The 18,864-nt window shown below is 70.9% G+C and carries 13 protein-coding genes and 2 pseudogenes; 9 read left to right on the plus strand and 6 right to left on the minus strand.

What is annotated here, in order from left to right:
• Positions 1 to 167 precede the first annotated feature (167 nt).
• The gene (locus tag ABD954_RS30840; RefSeq protein ID WP_345491026.1) at positions 168 to 578 is read right to left on the minus strand and encodes a four-helix bundle copper-binding protein; all 411 of its coding nucleotides are present in this window, start codon (positions 576 to 578) and stop codon (positions 168 to 170) included.
• A pseudogene (locus tag ABD954_RS30845) lies at positions 575 to 1,490 on the minus strand (CdaR family protein). Before ABD954_RS30845 ends, ABD954_RS30840 begins: the two are co-directional and overlap by 4 nt.
• A gap of 424 nt (positions 1,491 to 1,914) precedes the next feature.
• On the opposite strand from ABD954_RS30845, the gene ABD954_RS30850 reads away from it, so the two are divergent.
• From ABD954_RS30850 to ABD954_RS30885, 8 genes are all read left to right on the plus strand, one after another.
• The gene (locus ABD954_RS30850) at positions 1,915 to 3,939 is read left to right on the plus strand and encodes a flotillin family protein (protein ID WP_345491027.1); all 2,025 of its coding nucleotides are present in this window, start codon (positions 1,915 to 1,917) and stop codon (positions 3,937 to 3,939) included.
• Positions 3,940 to 4,036: 97 nt separating this feature from the next.
• On the plus strand, positions 4,037 to 8,881 hold the full coding sequence (locus ABD954_RS30855; protein WP_345491028.1) for a DNA repair ATPase: 4,845 nt from the start codon (positions 4,037 to 4,039) through the stop codon (positions 8,879 to 8,881).
• Positions 8,882 to 8,902: 21 nt separating this feature from the next.
• Complete coding sequence (locus tag ABD954_RS30860; protein ID WP_345491029.1) at positions 8,903 to 9,124, plus strand: hypothetical protein; 222 nt, start codon at positions 8,903 to 8,905, stop codon at positions 9,122 to 9,124.
• Between the two features lie 141 nt (positions 9,125 to 9,265).
• The gene (locus ABD954_RS30865; protein ID WP_345491030.1) at positions 9,266 to 9,697 is read left to right on the plus strand and encodes an NfeD family protein; all 432 of its coding nucleotides are present in this window, start codon (positions 9,266 to 9,268) and stop codon (positions 9,695 to 9,697) included.
• A gap of 3 nt (positions 9,698 to 9,700) precedes the next feature.
• Positions 9,701 to 10,759, plus strand: a complete 1,059-nt coding sequence (locus ABD954_RS30870; RefSeq protein ID WP_345491031.1) for an SPFH domain-containing protein — start codon at positions 9,701 to 9,703, stop codon at positions 10,757 to 10,759.
• Between the two features lie 156 nt (positions 10,760 to 10,915).
• On the plus strand, positions 10,916 to 12,220 hold the full coding sequence (nhaA, locus tag ABD954_RS30875) for a Na+/H+ antiporter NhaA (RefSeq protein ID WP_345491032.1): 1,305 nt from the start codon (positions 10,916 to 10,918) through the stop codon (positions 12,218 to 12,220).
• Positions 12,221 to 12,660: 440 nt separating this feature from the next.
• Positions 12,661 to 13,908, plus strand: coding sequence for a cation:proton antiporter (locus ABD954_RS30880; RefSeq protein ID WP_345491033.1), 1,248 nt, complete (start codon positions 12,661 to 12,663; stop codon positions 13,906 to 13,908).
• Positions 13,909 to 14,367: 459 nt separating this feature from the next.
• Positions 14,368 to 14,862, plus strand: a complete 495-nt coding sequence (locus ABD954_RS30885) for a hypothetical protein (RefSeq protein ID WP_345491034.1) — start codon at positions 14,368 to 14,370, stop codon at positions 14,860 to 14,862.
• 213 nt (positions 14,863 to 15,075) lie between these two features.
• On the opposite strand, the gene ABD954_RS30890 is transcribed toward ABD954_RS30885, so the two are convergent.
• Both ABD954_RS30890 and ABD954_RS30895 read right to left on the minus strand, forming a co-directional pair.
• On the minus strand, positions 15,076 to 15,594 hold the full coding sequence (locus ABD954_RS30890) for an RICIN domain-containing protein (RefSeq protein WP_345491035.1): 519 nt from the start codon (positions 15,592 to 15,594) through the stop codon (positions 15,076 to 15,078).
• A 200-nt stretch (positions 15,595 to 15,794) separates the two neighbouring features.
• A complete protein-coding gene (locus ABD954_RS30895; protein ID WP_345491036.1) occupies positions 15,795 to 16,796 on the minus strand; it encodes an ArsR/SmtB family transcription factor in 1,002 nt (333 codons plus the stop codon).
• A 308-nt stretch (positions 16,797 to 17,104) separates the two neighbouring features.
• On the opposite strand from ABD954_RS30895, the gene ABD954_RS30900 reads away from it, so the two are divergent.
• Entirely contained in the window at positions 17,105 to 17,800 is a 696-nt protein-coding gene (locus ABD954_RS30900) for an ester cyclase (protein WP_345491037.1), read from the plus strand.
• A 220-nt stretch (positions 17,801 to 18,020) separates the two neighbouring features.
• On the opposite strand, the pseudogene ABD954_RS30905 reads toward ABD954_RS30900, so the two are convergent.
• A pseudogene (locus ABD954_RS30905) lies at positions 18,021 to 18,134 on the minus strand (CBS domain-containing protein); the annotation flags it as partial.
• A 244-nt stretch (positions 18,135 to 18,378) separates the two neighbouring features.
• Positions 18,379 to 18,813, minus strand: a complete 435-nt coding sequence (locus tag ABD954_RS30910) for a MarR family winged helix-turn-helix transcriptional regulator (RefSeq protein WP_345492576.1) — start codon at positions 18,811 to 18,813, stop codon at positions 18,379 to 18,381.
• Positions 18,814 to 18,864 lie beyond the last annotated feature (51 nt).

The following is an 18,864-nucleotide window of genomic DNA, read 5'->3' on the forward strand; positions in this document are numbered from 1 at the left end:
CTCGTGGCCGGGCCGGGAACCCGGTCCGACTGGAGGTCTCCGCCCTCGACGCGTTGGCGCACGGCGGATAGAGGTACTCGTCTTTGGCCACGGAGTGCCTCGCAGGTGGCTCCACCGACGGGGGGAACGCCGAGCGATCGCGGGAGCCGCTGGGCGGTTCGATGGGATCAGCCCACGGAGGCGATCAGGTCGTTGCACGCCTGCTCGCAGCGGCGGCAGGCCTTGGCGCACACACGACAGTGGTCGTGCATGTCGGCGTGCCGCTGGCACTCATCACCGCATGCCTTGCAGGCGACAGCGCACGCCTGGAGGATCGCGCGGGTGATGCCGGCGTCGTAGCCAGTGTGGCGAGAGAGCACCGCGGCGGTGGCGGTGCAGATGTCGGCGCAGTCGGCGTTGGTGCGAATGCACTTGGTCAGGTCGCCCACCGTCTCCTCGGACAGGCAGGAGTCGGAGCAGGCGGTACACGCCTGGGCACAGGCGATGCACTCCTCGATGCAACGGACGAGCTTCTCTCGGTCCACCCCGCCCAGGTCGGCGGGGTAGGTGTCGAGCATGTCTTTGACGGTGGTGGTCATGTCTGCCTCCTGAGGTGCGATACGGGCGGTCCGGGTTTCCGCCTGTCACGCCTAACCTCTGCCACCGGGCCGGAAACGGTTCGGCCTCCAGCGGCCTCCGGTTGGCCGGTCACATAGCTCGTGGCGCGGACGCTGAGGCTGAGACTGCGGGCCGCCTGGGCGGTGACGCAGCCGGCGGGGAAGTACGCGGTGAGGGGGTCGAGGAGGGGTTTCGCGCCGCCGCGGGCCTCCTCGTACGAGTGGACGACACCGCCGGCGCCCGGGTGTGCGCGGCCGACGGCGACCCGGCCGCCGTCGGTGGCGGCGTACGCCTGCTTGGCGAAGTGGGTGAGCACGTCGGGCTCGTCGGCGGGGGCGACGCAGATCAGCCGGACGTCCTTGGTGGTGAGGAGGATGCGGCGGTTGCCGAAGCAGGCGACGAGCGAGGGTTCGACGGTACGGGTGACCGCGTAACCGTCGTCGTAGGGTTCCGGCCCCTGGACGACGGCCACCGCGTGGGCGTGGGACAGGAGCAGTCCGAAACGTTCGGCGCGTTCGGCCAGCCTGCCGAGGTCGCTGCGACCGTAGAGCAGGTCGTCGATGAACTCCCTCCGCGCGGCCTTCTCCTGGCGCATCGCCAGATGCTGGGCCCCCGTTCGTGGCCCTCGGCGAAGGCGTCGACGGCCTGCTCGACGGCGCCCAGGAGGTGCTCGGCCGCGGACCGCGGCAGTCCGGGACGTACCCGCTCTGCCGCAAAGAGGTGCGCCCGGACGAGGGATCGCAGCCCGATCCCGGCCTCCGCGGCGCGCGTTCCCCTCGGGCGCGCAGAGCTTCGCGTTCCTCCCGGGTGAGGCTGCGGCGGGTCGCGCACACCCGAGTCAGGATCTCGGCGTACCCCTCCAGGTACTCCTCGCTCGGTTCTCGCTCCGTCACGGCCCCTCGCGGATTCCCGCCGCGTCTCTGACGAGTCCGCGACACGCGGTGAACAAGAGTGGCATGTGCCTCGGGAGCGCTCGCCACCGGCATTAAGGAGGCGTCAAAGACTGCCTGGTTCCGGCAATGCGGAGCAAGGTGGCGCTGCTTCAGGATGGCTGTCGGAAGGGCACGAACGTCGGTCTGGTGCCGGGAGACGGAAACCGTGACATGTCAGGGGGAGAGCCATGGGGGAGTTCGTGAACACCGCCGTCGGCTTCCCCTCGTTGTCGTTCGGTGCGGCCGTGGTCACCGTGGCGGCGTTCTGGCAGCTGGTGCTGTTCGCCGACGCGCCCCGCCCCTTCTCCGCCCTCTTCCCGCTCGCCCTCCTGCCCCGCCGCCCGAGCCTGCGGCTTTCGCTTCCTCCATCGACACGGGGTTCTTCATGGATGCCATCACCGTGGGCATCGGCGTGCTCGTCGCCGTTGTCCTGCTCGTCACCGTCGCCCTGCTCTTCGTGATCAGCCGGCTGTTCCGCAAGGTGGAGCAGGGCAAGGCACTGATCGTCTCGAAGATGCGAAAGGTCGACGTCACCTTCACCGGGCAGGTCGTCCTGCCCGTCCTGCACAAGGCCGAGGTCATGGACATCTCGGTGAAAACCATCGAGATCTCCCGGACCGGGCGCGACGGCCTGATCTGCCGCGACAACATCCGCGCCGACATCCGCATCTCGTTCTTCGTCCGGGTCAACAAGACGGTCGAGGACGTCATCAAGGTCGCCCAGGCCATCGGCACGTCCCGCGCCAGCGACAAGGCGACGCTTCAGGAGCTGTTCAACGCGAAGTTCTCCGAGGCGCTCAAGACCGTCGGCAAGCAGTTGGACTTCACCGACCTCTACACCAAGCGCGAGGAGCTGCGGTTCCGGATCATCGAGATCATCGGCATCGACCTCAACGGCTACAGCCTGGAGGACGCGGCCATCGACTACCTGGAGCAGACCCCGCTGTCCCAGCTCGACGCCGGCAACATCCTGGACGCCCAGGGCATCCGCAAGATCACCGAACTCACCGCCGCCGAGAACGTCCGCACCAACGAGCTGCGCCAGAACGAGCAGAAGGAGATCACCCGCCAGAACGTCGACGCCCGCGAAGCCATCCTCGAACTCGAGCGGCGCCAGGCGGACGCCGAGATCAAGCAGCAGCGGGAGATCGACACCGTACGGGCCCGGGAGGAGGCCGAGACCGCGAAGGTCGTGGAGGAGGAGCGGCTGCGGGCGCAGAGCGCGTTCCTGCGCACCGAGGAGCAGCTCGGGATCCAGCGGGAGAACCAGGCACGGGAGGTCGCGGTCGCACAGAAGAACCGCGAGCGGGTTATCGCCGTCGAGAACGAGCGGATCGAGAAGGACCGGCTCCTGGAGGTCATCGCCCGGGACCGGGAGACCGAACTCACCCGCATCGCCGCCGAGAAGGAGGTCGAGGCCGAGCGCCGGGACATCGCCGAGGTGATCCGCGAGCGGGTCGCGGTGGACCGTACGGTCGCCGAGCAGGAGGAGTCGATCAAGCGGCTGCGGACCGTCGAGGAGGCCGAGCGCGCCCGGCAGGCCGTCGTCATCGCGGCCGAGGCGGAAGCCCAGGAGAAGCTGGTCAAGGACATCAAGGCCGCCGAGGCGGCCGAACAGGCCGCCCTCCACCGGGCCGCCGAGGAGCTCACCCTCGCCGAGGCACGCACCAGGGCCGCCGACATGGACGCCCGAGCCAGGATCCGCCTCGCCGAGGGTATCCAGGCCGAAGCAGCCGCCGAGGGCCTGGCCGCCGCGCAGGTACGCGAGAAGGAGGCAGACGCGATCCAGAAGACCGGCCGCGCCGAGGCCGAGGCCACCGAGGCCCGCCTGCGCGCCGAGGCCGAGGGGCTGCGGGCCAAGGCGCTCGCCGAGGCCACCGCGATCGGAGAGAAGCTCAAGGCGGAGGCCGAAGGTCTCAACCAGAAGGCCATCGCCGTCGCCGCGTTCGACGAGGCGTCCCGCACCCACGAGGAGTACCGGCTGCGCCTGGAGGCGGAGAAGGACATCCGGCTCGCCGGCCTCGACGTGCAGCGTCAGGTCGCCGAGGCGCAGGCCACCGTGCTCGCCACCGGCCTGGAGAACGCCGACATCAACATCGTCGGCGGCGAGTCGGTCTTCCTCGACCGGCTCGTGCAGTCCATCGCGCTCGGCAAGTCCGTCGACGGCTTCATGGACCACTCCCGGACCGCGCAGGCGCTCGCCGGCCCGTGGCTCGACGGCGAGGGTTCCTTCACCGAGGACCTCACCAAGGTGCTCGGCTCGCTCTCCAGCGCCGACGTGCAGAACCTCAGCGTCTCCGCGCTGCTGGCGAAGGCCATGAAGTCCGGCGTGCTCGACGCGCACGTCCCCGGCCCGGCCACCGCCGCCCCGGCCGAGACCGCCGCGCTGAACGGCGCGGCCACGAACTGACCGCCCCGGGGGGAGCGGTCACAGCGGGTCCGGTGCCGGCATACGGGGGTTGTCGGCACCGGACCCGCATCCATCACGGGACAAGGAGCGGATCGACATGAGCACCGGAATCGACCAGGACACGTACGCGATGCTGCGTGACCGCCTCTCGGCGCAGGCGGCAGAGCTGGCCGGGCGTGCCGAGGCGCTGAACACGGCCCGCGCCACCGCCTTCGGTTCCGGTCGACTCGCTCTCACCGGCACCGGCAGCGTCCGCACCGAGGGCGCCGGGGCACTGCTGGACGTCGCCGCGGTCGGGGACGACGCCCTGTTGTTCGGCTCCCACCCGGCCTACGGGGGGAGCGCCGAGCCGTCGGTCGCCGACGTCTTCACCCTTCACGACCGGGACCTGAACCCGCTGCCCGAGGACGCGGTGCCCGGCCTCCTCGACGACCCCGGCTTCGTACGGGAGTTCTCTGCGCTGCACCGGTACTTCCGGGGCGCGCGCCTGCTCCGGCTGCGGCGCGTGGAGGGCCGGCTCCTCGCCGTCTTCCGGACCGGGCAGAAGACCGACGACATCCGCGTCCTGCGCTGGTCGGTCGGGCCGTCGGGCGAGACGCGGTTCCTCGACGCCCTGGGAGAGCGCGACCACGTCTTTCCGCCCCCGCACGACGTCGACTGGGTGGAGACGACCCGCGACGACCACGTCCAGGGCCGGCACCCGCACGTCTCACTCGGCGAACGCCTCTTCGTCTCCACGGTCAGCGGGGTGCTGACCGTCAAGACGGAGAACGACGCCGAGACAGCCGAGGGCGTGTTCGCCGAGCCGGTCGACGAGCCGCTCCAGGCACTGGCTGACGCCGAGGTCGCGTACGCGGTCGTGGGGGCCTTGACCCTGGTGCGCGTCCGCCCGTACAAGGAGGAGGTCGTCCGCCACCTCGTCTTCAACGCTCTCACCGGGAGCGTGGTCAGGCTCGACGGCATCGGTCAGTCGTGTCTGCGGCTGCCCGGGGACGAGGGAATCGTCTTCCCCGGTGGCTACTGCCTCGCCTCCGGTGCGGTGAAGACCTTCGACACCGATACCTCGGGACTGGTCTTCGACCGGGCGATCCGTTCGCCCGACGGCGAGAACCTCCTCTTCGCCTTCCATACCCGGCCGGAGCGCCGCGGTCTCCTCCTGCCGTACAACCTGATCCGCAAGGAGATCGCCCATCCGGTGTCCTGCCGCGGATACGCGCTGCTCGACGACGGGACGATGGTCGTGCTGCGCGACGAGACCAGCGAGCCCGGCCGCGTCCACCCCGTGCAGATCTGGCGGACCCCGTACGTCTCCGACACGCATGTGCCTCCTGTCGTGGACGGTCCGTTGGCCCGCATCGGCAACGCGGATCTGGTCCGGGGGATCGCCGACTGCCTGTCGATCGTCCGTCAGGCCACCGAGCTGACCCCCGCCGGCGAGGTGTACGAGGCACTCGTCGCCGCCTGCGTGCGCGCGGGCGACGTCCACCACTGGCTGGGCGATCCGGAGACCGGCGACCTGCTCACCCCGCTGACGGAGCTCCGGGCCACCGCAGCGCAGGTCCTCGACGAGTTCGAGACGGTGACCGCGCTCACCCGACAGGCGGCGGAGGCATTCGCGGACTCCGCCCAGCAGGTCGGCCGGCTGGTCCGGCGCGTCCGTGGCGAGGTGCCCGCCACGGCCGGGGAGTGGATCTCCCGGATCACCGAGCTGCGCCAGGCACAGGGTCACCTGCTGACCCTGAAGGACATGCGGTACGCCGACACGGACGGCATCGACGCCCTCGCCGGGGAGGTCGAGGCCGACATCGCCTCGGCGGCCCAGCGGGCCGTCGCCTTCCTCCGGCGTGAGGACGCCTTCGCCGCCCACCACACGGAGGCGGAACGGCTCGCGACAGAAGCCGGCGCCGTCACCACTGTGGCGGGCGCGGGCCCGGTCGCCGAGCGGCTCGACACGCATACCGCCGGGCTGCGGACGCTCAGCGAGGTCATCGCCGGCCTCGACATCGGCGACGCCACCGTCCGCACCTCGATCCTGGAACGGATCGCCGATGTCCTGGGCGCGCTGAACCGCGCCCGGGCCCTCCTCGCGGCCCGCCGCACCGAACTCCTCGACCAGGAGGGGCGGGCGGAGTTCGCCGCCGAGTTCGCCCTGCTCGGCCAGGCCGTCACCGGCGCGCTGGCCGCCGCGGACAGCCCCGACCGCTGCGACGACCAGCTCGGCCGGCTGCTGCTCCAGCTGGAGAACCTGGAGTCCCGCTTCGCCGAGCACGACGGCTTCCTCGGCGAGATCGCCGACAAGCGCGCCGAGCTGTACGACGCGTTCGCCGCGCGCAGGCAGTCCCTCCAGGACGCCCGTGCTCGCCGCGCCGAGCGCCTCGCGGCATCGGCAGGCCGCGTCCTGGACACGATCGCCCGGCGAGCCGCGACGCTGGCCGACCTGGACGAGGTGAACACGTACTTCGCCTCCGACCCCATGGTCGCCAGGATCCGGCGCACCGGCGCCGAGCTGCGGGAACTCGGCGAGGAGGCCCGGGCGGAGGAACTGGAGAGCCGGCTCGGCGCCGCCCGGCAGGAGGCAGGTCGTTCGCTACGGGACCGCAGCGAGCTCTTCGGCGACGGCGGCGCCACGATCCGGCTCGGCCGGCACCGCTTCGCCGTCAACCGGCAGGCCCCGGAGCTGACCCTCGTACCGCACGAGGACACCCTCGCCCTCAGCCTGACCGGAACCGACTACCGCGTGCCGGTCAGCGCCCCGGACTGTGCCGAGACCCGCCCGTTCTGGGACCGGACCCTGCCCTCCGAGTCGCCCGACGTCTACCGCTCGGAATACCTGGCCGCGCGACTCCTCGCCGAGCACGGCGCCGGCACGCTGGCGGGTCAGGACGTGGTCGCGCTCGCGCGACGGGCCGCCGAGGCCGCGTACGACGAGGGGTACGAGCGCGGCGTCCACGACCACGACGCGGCGGTGATCCTGCAGGCCGTCCTCCGGCTGCACGGAAGCGTCGGACTGCTCAGGTACCCGGCTCCGGCACGCGCGGCCGCCCAGGTCTTCTGGGCCCACACCGCCACCGACGAGGCCCGCGACCAGTGGTCCCGCCGGGCCGAGGCCCTGACCCGGGCCCGCGACCTCTTCGGCGCGGAGTCGGCCGTCGACGGCCTGCGGAGCGAGCTGGCCGAGGAGATCGGCGACCCGACGGCCGCCGCCTACCTGGTCGAGGAGCTCGCCGCCGCGCCGACGGGCTTCGCCGTCTCGGACCCGGCGCGGACGCTGCTCGACAAGTTCCGCCGCGCCGTCGGATCATCCGCGTACGACGACGCCCTCGCCTCCCTCACCAAACCGCACGCGCGGCGTCAGCTCGTCGAGGCATGGCTCACCTCCTACGCGTCGGCGTCCGGGGAGCGGCTCGACCAGGGCGTGCTCGCCGAGGCCGTCGCGGTCGAGCTGTGCCCGGAGCTCGACCGCTACGAGGTCGCCGCCCCCCTCACGGAGACGGTCACCGGGCTCCTGGGCACACACCCCCGCCTGGAGGGGCGCGCGCTGGAAGTGCGGCTCGACGAGTTCCTGGCCAGGACGGGGGACTTCGCGGCCACCGACGTGCCGGCCTTCCGTACGTACCGGGAACGCCGGGCTCGGCTTGTCGTCACCGAGCGCGACCGGCTCCGCGTGGACGAGTACCGGCCCCGGGTCATGCCGTCCTTCGTCCGCAACCGGCTCGTCGACGAGGTCTACCTCCCCCTCATCGGCGACAACCTGGCCAAACAGCTCGGCACGACCGGCGCCGGCCGGCGGAGCGACTCCCAGGGCCTGCTGCTGCTCCTCTCTCCGCCCGGCTACGGCAAGACCACACTGATCGAGTACGTCGCCGAACGCCTCGGCCTGCTTCTCGTCAAGGTCGACGGACCCGCCCTCGGACACCGGACGACCTCGCTCGACCCCGCCGAGGCGCCCGACGCGACCGCCCGCCGGGAACTGGAGAAGATCGCCTTCGCCCTGGCGGCGGCCAACAACGTCCTGCTGTACGTCGACGACATCCAGCACACCTCGCCGGAGTTCCTGCAAAAGTTCATCCCGCTCTGCGACGCCACCCGGACCCTGAACGGCCACGACCTGCGCGGCAAGCGCTTCGCCGTCTGCATGGCCGGGAACCCGTACACCGAGTCGGGACAGGCCTTCCGCGTCCCCGACATGCTCGCCAACCGGGCCGACGTGTGGAACCTCGGCGACGTCCTCACCGGCAAGGAGGAGGCCTTCGCGTTCAGCTTCGTGGAGAACGCCCTCACGTCCCACCCCGTCCTGGCGCCCCTGGCGGGCCGTGACCGCTCCGAACTGGAGCTGCTGACCCGGTTGGCGGCAGGCGACCCGACAGCGCGCCGTGACCGGCTCGCCCACCCCTACGCCCCCGCCGAGCTCGACCAGATCATCACCGTCCTCCGCCATCTCCTCAACGCCCGCGACACCGTGCTCGCCGTCAACGCCGAGTACATCTCCTCGGCGGCCACCGCCGACGAGGCCCGTACCGAACCGCCGTTCCGGCTCCAGGGGTCGTACCGCACGATGAACAAGATCGCTGCCCGTATCTCGCCCGCGATGAACGACGCCGAGCTCAGCGCGGTGATCGACGACCACTACACCGCCGAGGCCCAGACCCTCACCGCCGAGGCCGAGGCCAACCTCCTCAAGCTCGCCGCGATCCGCGGCACCCTCACTCCGGCGCAGGCCGCCCGCTGGACGGAAGTGACAGCCGTCCACACACGTACCCGAGCCCTCGGCGGCTCCGCCGATGACCCCCTCGCCCGGGCCGTCTCCGCCCTCGGCCTGCTCGCCGACCGCATCACCGCCGTCGAAGCGGCGATCACCCGCGCCGCTGACCCGCGCCACCTCCTCGCGCGGCCCGCGTCACACCTCGCTGACGTCACCGCTCCCGCCCACCGCCGGAACTGACACACGAAGGGTCGAGACAGCATGGCCAAGCCCTTGCACGCGGCGATCGGGGCGCACCCGGTCCTCTGCCTGATGTGCGGCAGCGACACGTTCCGGAAGCGGGAGGTGCTGCTGAACAGCACGGGTATGGAGTTCTTCAGCATGGCGTGGGCGAACGAGTCGGCGACCGGGCTCATCTGCCGGTCGTGCGGCTACGTGCACCTGTTCGTCAACCCCGCCCTCAGGACGTTCCGGCAGAAGTGAGAACGCTGCGGCCCGTCGGTCTGCTCGTGCAGCGGGCGGAGCAGCCGGACGGAGCGTGCCCTTTCGCAAAACGGGGTAGAAGCGACAAAAGGCACAATTCTTGTTCAGTCCTTCGCGGGGTGCACCCGCCGGGAGAGCGCCATGGATCCATGGCTGGTCTGGTTGATCGCCGCAGGAGTGCTGGTGGTGGCGGAGATCTTCACCCTCACCGCCGCGCTCGGGATCCTCGGCGTCGCCGCGGCGGTCACGGCGGGAACCGCCGCCCTGGGACTCTCGCCGCCCTTGCAGCTCGTGGTCTTCACCGTGCTGGCCGCGACCAGCCTGCTGTTCGTGCGCCCGGTCGCCGCGCGCGCTCTGCGCGGGCCGCAGGCCGGGCGATTCGGTACGGACGCGCTGGTGGGCCGCTCCGCCCACGTCGTGTCGGAGGTGACGGGCCTGGGCGGCAGGGTCCGCATCGGTGGCGAGGAGTGGACCGCCCGCGCCTACGACGAGACGCTGGTGATACCTCCGGGGGCGACCGTCGACGTCATGGAAATCGATGGTGCCACCGCCGTCGTCTATCCCCGGGAGTGAGTCATGGACGTGCCGGGACTGCTCATAGCCGGTCTGATCCTCGCGGCGCTCGCCGTGTTCACCGTGGTGCGGGCGGTACGCATCGTGCCGCAGGCGCGGGCCCGCAACGTCGAACGCCTCGGCCGCTACCGGCGCACCCTGAGGCCGGGCCTCAACCTCGTCATCCCCTACGTCGACCGCGTCTATCCGATGATCGACCTGAGGGAACAGGTGGTCTCGTTCAAGCCGCAGCCGGTCATCACCGAGGACAACCTGGTCGTCGAGATCGACACCGTGCTGTACTTCCAGGTCACCGATCCGCGGGCCGCCGCCTACGAGATAGCCGACTTCCTCCAGGGCGTCGAACAGCTCACCGTCACGACTTTGCGCAACGTCGTGGGCTCGATGGACCTGGAGAAGACCCTGACCTCCCGTGACACCATCAACAACCAGCTCCGCGGTGTGCTGGACGAGGCCACCGGCAAGTGGGGGCTGAGGGTCAACCGCGTGGAGATCAAGGCCATCGACCCTCCGCAGTCCATCAAGGACGCCATGGAGAAGCAGATGCGCGCCGAGCGCGACAAGCGGGCGGCGATCCTGGGAGCGGAGGGGCAGCGCCAGTCGCAGATCCTGACCGCCGAGGGGGACAAGCAGGCCGCCGTGCTCCGGGCGGAAGGCAACCGCACCGCCGAGATCCTCAAGGCCGAGGGGCAGTCCCGGGCCGTCGACGAGGTCTTCCAGGCCGTGCACCGCAACGACCCCGACCCCAAGCTCCTCGCCTACCAGTACATGCAGATGCTGCCCCAGCTCGCCCAGGGTGCGGGCAGCACCTTCTGGGTGATTCCGAGCGAGGTGACCTCCGCGCTCCAAGGGGTGTCCCGCGCCTTCAACGAGGTGCTGCCCCGCTCTCCGGCCACCCGGGAGACGTCGGCGAAGGACAGGGCCGCCGCCCAGGCGGCCGACGACGCGGCGCAGGCCGCGGAAGCCGCTGCCGAGGCGCTTGCCGACGCTGCCGAGGCCGACGCCGACGCCCTTCCCTTCACCGCCGGCCGTCAGGCGCCACGGGGACCGGAGGGCGGGTAGGGGACGGGCGGTGAAGCTGCTGCCTGGGCGACGCTTCCCAATGCCCGATAGGGTGTGAAGAACGCATCAAGAACACGGTGCCGGTGTGCCGGGAAGTCTGGTCGGCGTCAAGGGGCAGTGTGCCCGCTCGCCAACCGCTCCGGAGGCCTTTCCCCCATGGCACGGTCACGCCCGCGCAAGGTGATCCTCGGCCTGCTGCCCTGGTCCGAACGACAGGCGATCACCCAGGCCCTCCGTACGGAGACCGCGGGAGGCATCGCCCTCCTCGCCGCCGCCGTCGTCGCGCTCGCCTGGGCGAACAGCCCGTGGAGCGCGGCCTACGAGTCCGTGCGGGAGTTCCACTTCGGCATCCCCGCCCTTGGCCTGGACCTCTCGGTCGGTCACTGGACGGCCGACGGCCTTCTCGCCGTGTTCTTCCTCGTCGCGGGCATCGAGCTCAAACGCGAGTTCGTCGTCGGCGAGCTGCGGACCCCGGCGACCGCCGCCCTGCCCGTCGTCGCCGCCGTCTGCGGTATGGCCGTCCCCGCCGCCCTCTACGCCCTCACCGCCACCATCGGTGGCGGGAGCCTGGAGGGCTGGGCGGTGCCGATGGCCACGGACATCGCCTTCGCGCTCGCGGTCCTCGCGGTCATCAGCACCCATCTGCCGTCCGCGCTCCGGGCGTTCCTGCTGACCCTCGCCGTCGTCGACGACCTCGGCGCCATCCTCGTCATCGCCGTCTTCTTCACCTCCGACCTCGACTTCCGAGCCCTGGGCGGGGCGTTCGCCGGCCTGGTCCTCTTCTACGTCCTCCAGCGCTTCCGCGTGCGGGGCTGGTGGTGGTACGTGCCCCTCGGCCTCCTGATCTGGGCGCTGATGTACAACTCCGGAATCCACGCCACCGTCGCCGGCGTCGCCATGGGCCTGATCCTGCGCACCACCCGCGACAGGGGTGAGGAACGATCCCCGGCCGCCCGGGTCTCCCACCGCGTGCACCCCTTCTCCGCCGGCGTCGCGGTCCCGCTGTTCGCCCTCTTCGCCGCCGGCGTCAGCGTCTCGGGCAGCGCGCTCGGCCACGTCTTCACCGACCCCGAACCCCTCGGCGTCGTCACAGGCCTCGTGGTCGGCAAGGTCCTCGGCATCTTCCTCGGCACCTACCTCGCCGCCCGCTTCACCCGCGCCGAGCTCAACCCCGACCTCGCCTGGGCCGATGTCCTCGGCCTCGCCACCCTCGCCGGCATCGGATTCACCGTCGCCCTCCTCATCGGCGAACTCGCCTTCCCCGACCCGGCCACCGGCGAACACATCAAGGCCGCCGTCCTGGTCGGCTCCCTCACCGCCGCCGCCCTCGCCGCGCTGCTCCTGCGCCGCCGCAACCGCATCTACAAGGAGCTGTGGGAAGAGGAAGAACGCGACGAGGACGCCGACGGCATCCCCGACATCTACCGGACCGGCAGTACACGGCACTCTCCGCATGAATGAGCAGGGTGCGACGCCGGCCCGGCTCGGTGCGGCCGTCGTACTCGCGTTCCGGATCATCCGGATTGCCGTACGCGAGATGAGGCGGCCTGGCAGCGCCCGTCCGGCGCCGGACCCGAGGCCCTGTCCACGGCTCGGCCATCCGTGCTGAGGTGCGTCACGCGGGACACGTCCACCTCGAGGATCCCTCGGCTCGTCGCGCAGCGCGGCGCGCAGGACGCGGCAACCGATGCGGACGAAAGCTCGCATCCGCCTCTCGGCCACGGCCAGGCGGGCCCGCGCCGCAACTGCCGGGAACCGGCAACGGGCTGAGGTCCTGGCTGCGCGTCAAGGACCTGTCAGGACCGCGTAGGGAACGCGTAAGATCCGTAGCGGTGTGCCGGGAAGTCTGGTCGGCGAACAAGGGACACGTGTCTTCTTCTGCCGATCGGGGGACTTCCTTCATGGTGCTCGTCGCCGTCTTCGGAGCCGCGCTGCTCGTCGCGGTGCTCCTGTCCGGGCTCGCCGCCCGTACGGTCCTGTCGACCTCGCTGCTCTTTCTCGTGGGCGGGGCCCTGGTCAGCGACGGATTCCTCGGGCTGATCCACATCTCGCCCGAGAGCGAGATCGTGGCGGTCACCGCCGACCTCGCCCTCTTCGCCGTGCTGTTCACCGACGGCATGCACGTCTCCTTCGCCAAGCTGCGGGCCAGTTGGCGCAACCCCGCCCGCGCCCTCGGCCTGGGCATGCCGCTGGCCTTCGCCGGCATGGCGCTGGTCACCCACTACCTCGTCGGCCTGGACTGGACGACATCGTTCCTCGTCGGCGCGGTCCTGGCGCCGACCGACCCGGTGTTCGCCTCCGCGATCGTGGGCCGCAAGGAGGTCCCGGCCCGCCTGCGCGAGCTGCTGAACGTCGAGAGCGGCATCAACGACGGCCTCGCCCTGCCCGTCGTCCTGGTCCTCATCGCCGCCGCCGGGCCGACCGCGGCCGCTGCGGAGGCGTCCTACGGAAGCATCGCCCTGGAACTCTGCCTCGGCCTCGGCTTCGGCGTGCTGCTCCCGCTGCTCGTGTGCGGGCTCGTACGCTTCCGGCTCCTGGGCGCGGAGCCCAGGCTCCAGCCGCTGCTTCCGCTGGCCACCGGCATCGTCCTGTACGCGGCCTGCCACCTCACCCACGCCAACCCCTACCTCGCCGCGTTCTCCGCGGGCGCGGTCCTCGCCACCGTCGCGCCGGACTCCCACCAGGCGTTCGAGCCGCTGGGCGAGTCGCTGGCCGAGCTGGCCAAGTTCGCGGCGCTGCTGGTGTTCGGCGCTCTGCTGACGCCGCAGCTGTTCGGAGATCTGTCGTGGGGCGGTTACGTGGCCGCGATCCTCGCCATCGTGCTGATCCGGCCGGGATCACTGCTGCTGTCGTTGTGGGGGACGGGGATCGACCGGCGGGAAAAGCTGGTCGCCGCCTGGTTCGGTCCGAAGGGCTTCGCCTCGGTCGTCTACGGCCTGCTCGTCCTGCAGGCCGGCATCCCTCAGGGGCAGGAGGCGTACACCCTGATCGCCGTCTGCATCGCCTTCTCCATCATCGCCCACAGCAGCACCGACGTCCCCATCGCCCGCCTCTTCCACGTCGACGACCTCATCGACACCGGCGCCGAGCACTCGCCCCGCGCCGTGCCCGAGACGAAGACCGAGCCCCTCCCGCATGCCCGCACGTGACCTCGCCCGGCCCTGCACCCCGCTCCGGGCGGGTACGCCCGTGAGGGCGGCAGCCGCCCTTCTGGTGGGGGAGCGGAGCCCGGTACTCGCCCAGATCTCGGGCGCCAGGCGGAGAACCTGGTCCTGGACCGTTTCTCGGACGCTCCTCCGCACGGGCGTGGCGACGGAAACGGCCGCGACCACTTCGCCGTCGAACCGGGGACGGTGGTGTGGAGGGGTGTGGTGGCGGTATCTCAGGGATCGTGCGATCCCGGGGGCGTTCTCTCGAGATCACCGGTGTGTGTTCACCAGCCGGACGCTCGATGCGGAGGTCGAGACAGGACTGGTCGTCGTCCAGGATCGCTGTCCCGCGCGACAGAGGGCCGACGCGCCCGCGCGAGGGAGATCCCGTGACGTCGCGATCAGCGGCGGGGCCGAGGGGAACAGGGCCGCGTACATCGGCGATAGGGAGGCAATTCGTTGAGCGAGGAACCCGTGTTCGTCCCGAGCAGGTGGGGGACCGGCCGGTACGTCTACAACCACAGAAGCCCAGTGGGCCTCGCGCTGATCGCCCTCACCTCGCTCGTCGCGCTGGGAGTGCTGATCGGTATGCAGGCCGAGTCCACCTGGAGCGAGAGCGAACTCCGCGACGCCGTTCGCGAGGGCGTCCAGGGCCTGGAAGGCAAGCGGCACTACACGAGCCTGGAGAGCGACCACGGCCTGCTGATCACCGAGGCGATGCGGGAGAGCGGCATCGGCCCGGGGCACGGCGTCGACACCCGCCAGGGGGACGGTGGTGGGTACACCGTCAGCACGGAGGACACCGACGGGGAGTACTGCGTCCGCGTCACGTTCACCCTGGACGATCAGCCCCCCGTCGTCCTTCCCGGAGCCGAGGACAGGCCGCCCCCCGGCCCGGGCATGCTTGCCTTCTACCTCTCCCACGCGACCGCGAGCAAGGGGCGCTGCCCCTGATGTGGAGAACTCCTGCCGGGATCCGCGCCGCCCATGCTGACCCCTTGCTGACCCTGAGGCCGGACGCAGGCCGGTGACCTGAGGAAATCTCCGGGCTGTGCGACTTGTGGCGGAACTTCGTCCCCCGCTCACCATGCCCGACGCCGCCCGGCCGGGGTCTGTCCGCCTCCTCATCCCCGTGTGGACGAGTTCCCCGACCGGGCGGGTCCTGACTCAGCGCCAGGTCTGGTTACGGTTGTAGTAGCACTGGATCGTCCGCAGCCCGTACTGGCTGTCGTCCAGGCACTCGCCCGTGGCCTGGCTCTGGAAGGTCACCTGGTCACCGCTCTTGTGCGCGAACCAGCTCTGCTCGCGCGAGGAGTTGCAGGCCCGGGTGGCGAGCGTGACGCCGTCGTCGTAGAGGCACTCGTTGGTCGCGAGGTTCCGGAGCTGACGGGTGCCGTCGTTCCAGACGTGCACGTTCCACTTCTGGTAGACCCCGCCGTTGCAGCCGTAGCCGCGCAGGCCGTACTGCTGGCTGTCGTCGAGGCAGGATCCGGTGGCCATGTTCGCGAACGTCTGGACCACGTCGGTCGCGCCCGTCGTGCGCAGGGCACCGGCTGTGACGGCCGTGTCGGTGTGGGCGGCCGGCCGGGTCACCGGTTGCGCCGACACCGTCGTGGTGCCGGCGGCGAGGAATCCGGCCGCGGCCAGAAGCGTGAGGGTCCCCTTGTGGAAGGAATGCAGACGCATCTCTCTTCTCCTCTCGTCATGCCACCGCGAGCGACTCCGGCGGCCCTTCGTCAAACGGCTCCGCAGCACGCCTGTCGACTTCCGGCGTGGCCGGTTGACGCGGGCTCACCGTAGGTCTGCGATCGGTGGTGAGGCCAAGCTTTCGAGCCCCGTCGAAAGCATCGGAACGAGCGGCGTGGAGTCCGTCTGCGGGCGGTCCATCACAGGGGGCGCGCGCCCGGCTCCAGCAAGGCCATGCCCATCGGCGTCACCGTGTGGAGGACCGCCTTGCCTTCGCGTCGCGTGGTGAGCAGGCCGGCGTTGCGGAGCACGGAGGTGTGGTGGCTCACGGTCGCCGGCGAGATGCCGAGCCGACGTGCCAGATCCGTGGTGCCACGACCGACCGCCACCGCCTCCAGGATCGCGGCGCGTGTACGTCCCAGCAGGTCCTCCAGCGCCTGAGCGGTGGACGCTCCGCCGCCCTCCCACAGCGTGCTGCCCACCAGGGCATCGGTGACGGTCGGGACGGCGAGGACGGGGGCCTCGGCCGGATCCCGTGTGGGCTGCATCAGCTCGGCCCGTCCGGCGGAGAACATCGTGGGGGCGATGACGAGACCGCGTCCGTTCAAATGGACGTCGGCCTCGTGCGGATGCTCCAGTTCGAGGACCGGCGGCCGCCAGCGCAGCATCGGGCCGCAGAGGATCTTCAGCAGCTGCTCGACCCCGCCTTCGATCATCGCGTTCGCATACGCGGCGCGGGCCTCGGCCAGATGCGTGCGCACCCTGACCCAGTGCGGAGCGACGGTCACGCCGTGGCACGCCCGTAAGGCGGCGGTGACGTGGAGCCATGCCTCACGGTCGCCGTCCACCAGGCTGCGGGCCCAGGCGCGGTGCGCGGGAGAGAAGCGGATGTTCTCGAATTCGAGGCGGAGCAGGTTCCGGGGAGCGCCGAGCAGTCGGTCCACCGCCTCCTCGATGTGCACCGAGTCGCCCGCCAGGCTTCTCACGTCGACATCGGGCCCCAGGGACGGCAGCAGCGCGAGGAGGGGACGTGCCCGTTCGTCCAGGCGTCCCCGTACCGAAACCTGCCAGCGCCGGAAGCCGAGGCCGACCTCAGGGGCGTGCAGCAGCTTCACGCTGTCGAGCGTCTCGGCCGCCGCGCCGATCGTCCCGGCCACTCGGATCCGCATCAGGTCCTGGTCCGTGAAGTGGATCCGTTTCACCGAGCATTCCGTTTCCGTGTTCCCGTTCGCACACATCACTCTCGGGCACGGGCCGGTCGCCGCACAACGACCAATCAGGCCAGACGCCACCCGACACCCAAGCCTGCTCGGTGCGTCTTCTCCGTACACGCGCCTTCCGTGCCATCCGGCGCGTTCCTGAGCGTGCCCCGCGCAACCGGGCGCCCCCTGTCGATGCGCTGACCCGCTGCCCCGAGGTCGCTGCCCGGCGCCGGACCTCCGGGGGGCAGGGCGTGCGGGCCGGGCATAGCCTGAGGTTGTCCCGGGTGTCTCGCACGACGGGAGACGTGATGACATTTGTACAGGTCATCGACTGCAGGACCAGCAGAGCCGATGAGTTGAACAGGCTGATGGACGCCTGGGTCGAGGCGACCCAGGGTAAGCGGACCGCCACCCATTCGATCATGGGGCGGGACCGCGCCGACTCCACCCACGTGGTGGAGATCGTCGAATTCCCTTCCTACGAGGAGGCGATGAAGAACTCGAACCTGCCCGAGACCGACCGGATCTTCCGGGAGATGGTCGCCCTGTGTGACGGTGAGCCGTCCTTCACGGACCTCGACGTGATGCGTGACGAGCAGCTCAACAAGATCGTGGTCCGGAGCTTCTTCGAGGAGGTGATCAACGGGAAGAACGTGGACGCCGCGGACGCGATCTGCACCGCCGACTACCGCGAGCACGATCCTTCCCTGTCCTCGTACGACATCGGGCTCGAACAGGCGAAGGCCGAGAACCGGGAGATCATCGCCGCCTTCGAGCCGACGGCGACGATGGAGAGCATGGTCGCCGAGGGCGACCTGGTGTGCGTCCGCGTGTCGTTCAAGGGGCGGCACGTCGGCTCGTACCAGGGCATGGAGGCCACTGGCCGGGAGGTCTCCGGAACGGCGCACGCGAGCTTCCGCTGTGAGGGCGGCAGGATCGCGGAATCCTGGTGGAACTTCGACGACCTCGGACTGATGAAGCAGCTCGGCGTGCTGGAGGACTGACCGGCCGGCTCGTGCCCCGCGGGCACGGCGGCGATCGACCCCGTGGAAGGGGCCGTCCAGCACGCCTGAGATGCCGTGATCACACCGGCCACGGCGGGAGCCTCGCATGGTTCCCGCCGTGGCCGACCCGCTGTGCTCGCCCGGACCGGGGGCGCGCCGACGGTGTCGGGCCCGGATTCCGGGCGTGGGCCCTCGGGGTTTCCTGCTTCCGGCGGGCGGATCAGTCCGTGGACAGCGCTTCGAGGAGGTCGCCGACCTTCGGGTCGGGCAGGGCGCGGGCGACGTCGGCCTGGGCCACGATGCCGACCAGACGGTGGCCGTCGGGAACTCGTCTGCCCCGAGGACGCGGCGGGTAACGCGGCTCCCCGGCCGACCACTCCACAGCGGGAAGCGCGGGCCGGGACGAGCACCCGCCGGAGATGATGGTTGCCGTTTGACAATAATGACCATGAGGCAACAAAGTATCCGAGTCGGACGCACGGGGAAGGACCAGGAATGCTCCGGTGGGCGGAGATCGCTCCGTGTGCTGGTCACCTTCACCGAAAGGCGACGGTGACCGTGGCGCCGCACGGCGTCGTTCAGGCGGTCCGGCCGTCGACGTCGAGGGGGGCGCCGTGTATCTGCGCCGCCGCGGTGGAGCAGAACGCCTCCAGCCCCTCCAGCAGCGCGACGCGCTTGGCGGCGGGCATGCCGGCCAGCACCGTCCGCAGTTCCCGCTCCCGGCGGGCGCGCAGCTCGGCGAGGAAGGCCCGCCCCGGGCCGCTGAGGTGCAGGCGCACCTCGCGTCGGTCCTCCGGGCTCACGACCCGCTCGACCAGTCCCGCGGCCTGCAGCCGGTCGCACAGGCGGCTGGTGGACGGCGGTGTCGAGGCGAGGCTCTCGGCGAGGGTGCGCAGGTTGATGCCGTCGTGGTGCTCCAGGATGTGCAGGGCACGCAGCTGGGACGCGGAGGTGGGTGCGGTCGACGCCCGGCCCCACACGACTTCCAGCAGCTCGACGGCCGTCGTGGTCACACGCGCGACCTCGTCGGGCTCGGGGCGGCGGAAGACGGTCACGGTCACACT

This window comes from Streptomyces roseoviridis, from assembly GCF_039535235.1.
Classification (GTDB): Bacteria; Actinomycetota; Actinomycetes; order Streptomycetales; family Streptomycetaceae; genus Streptomyces; species Streptomyces roseoviridis.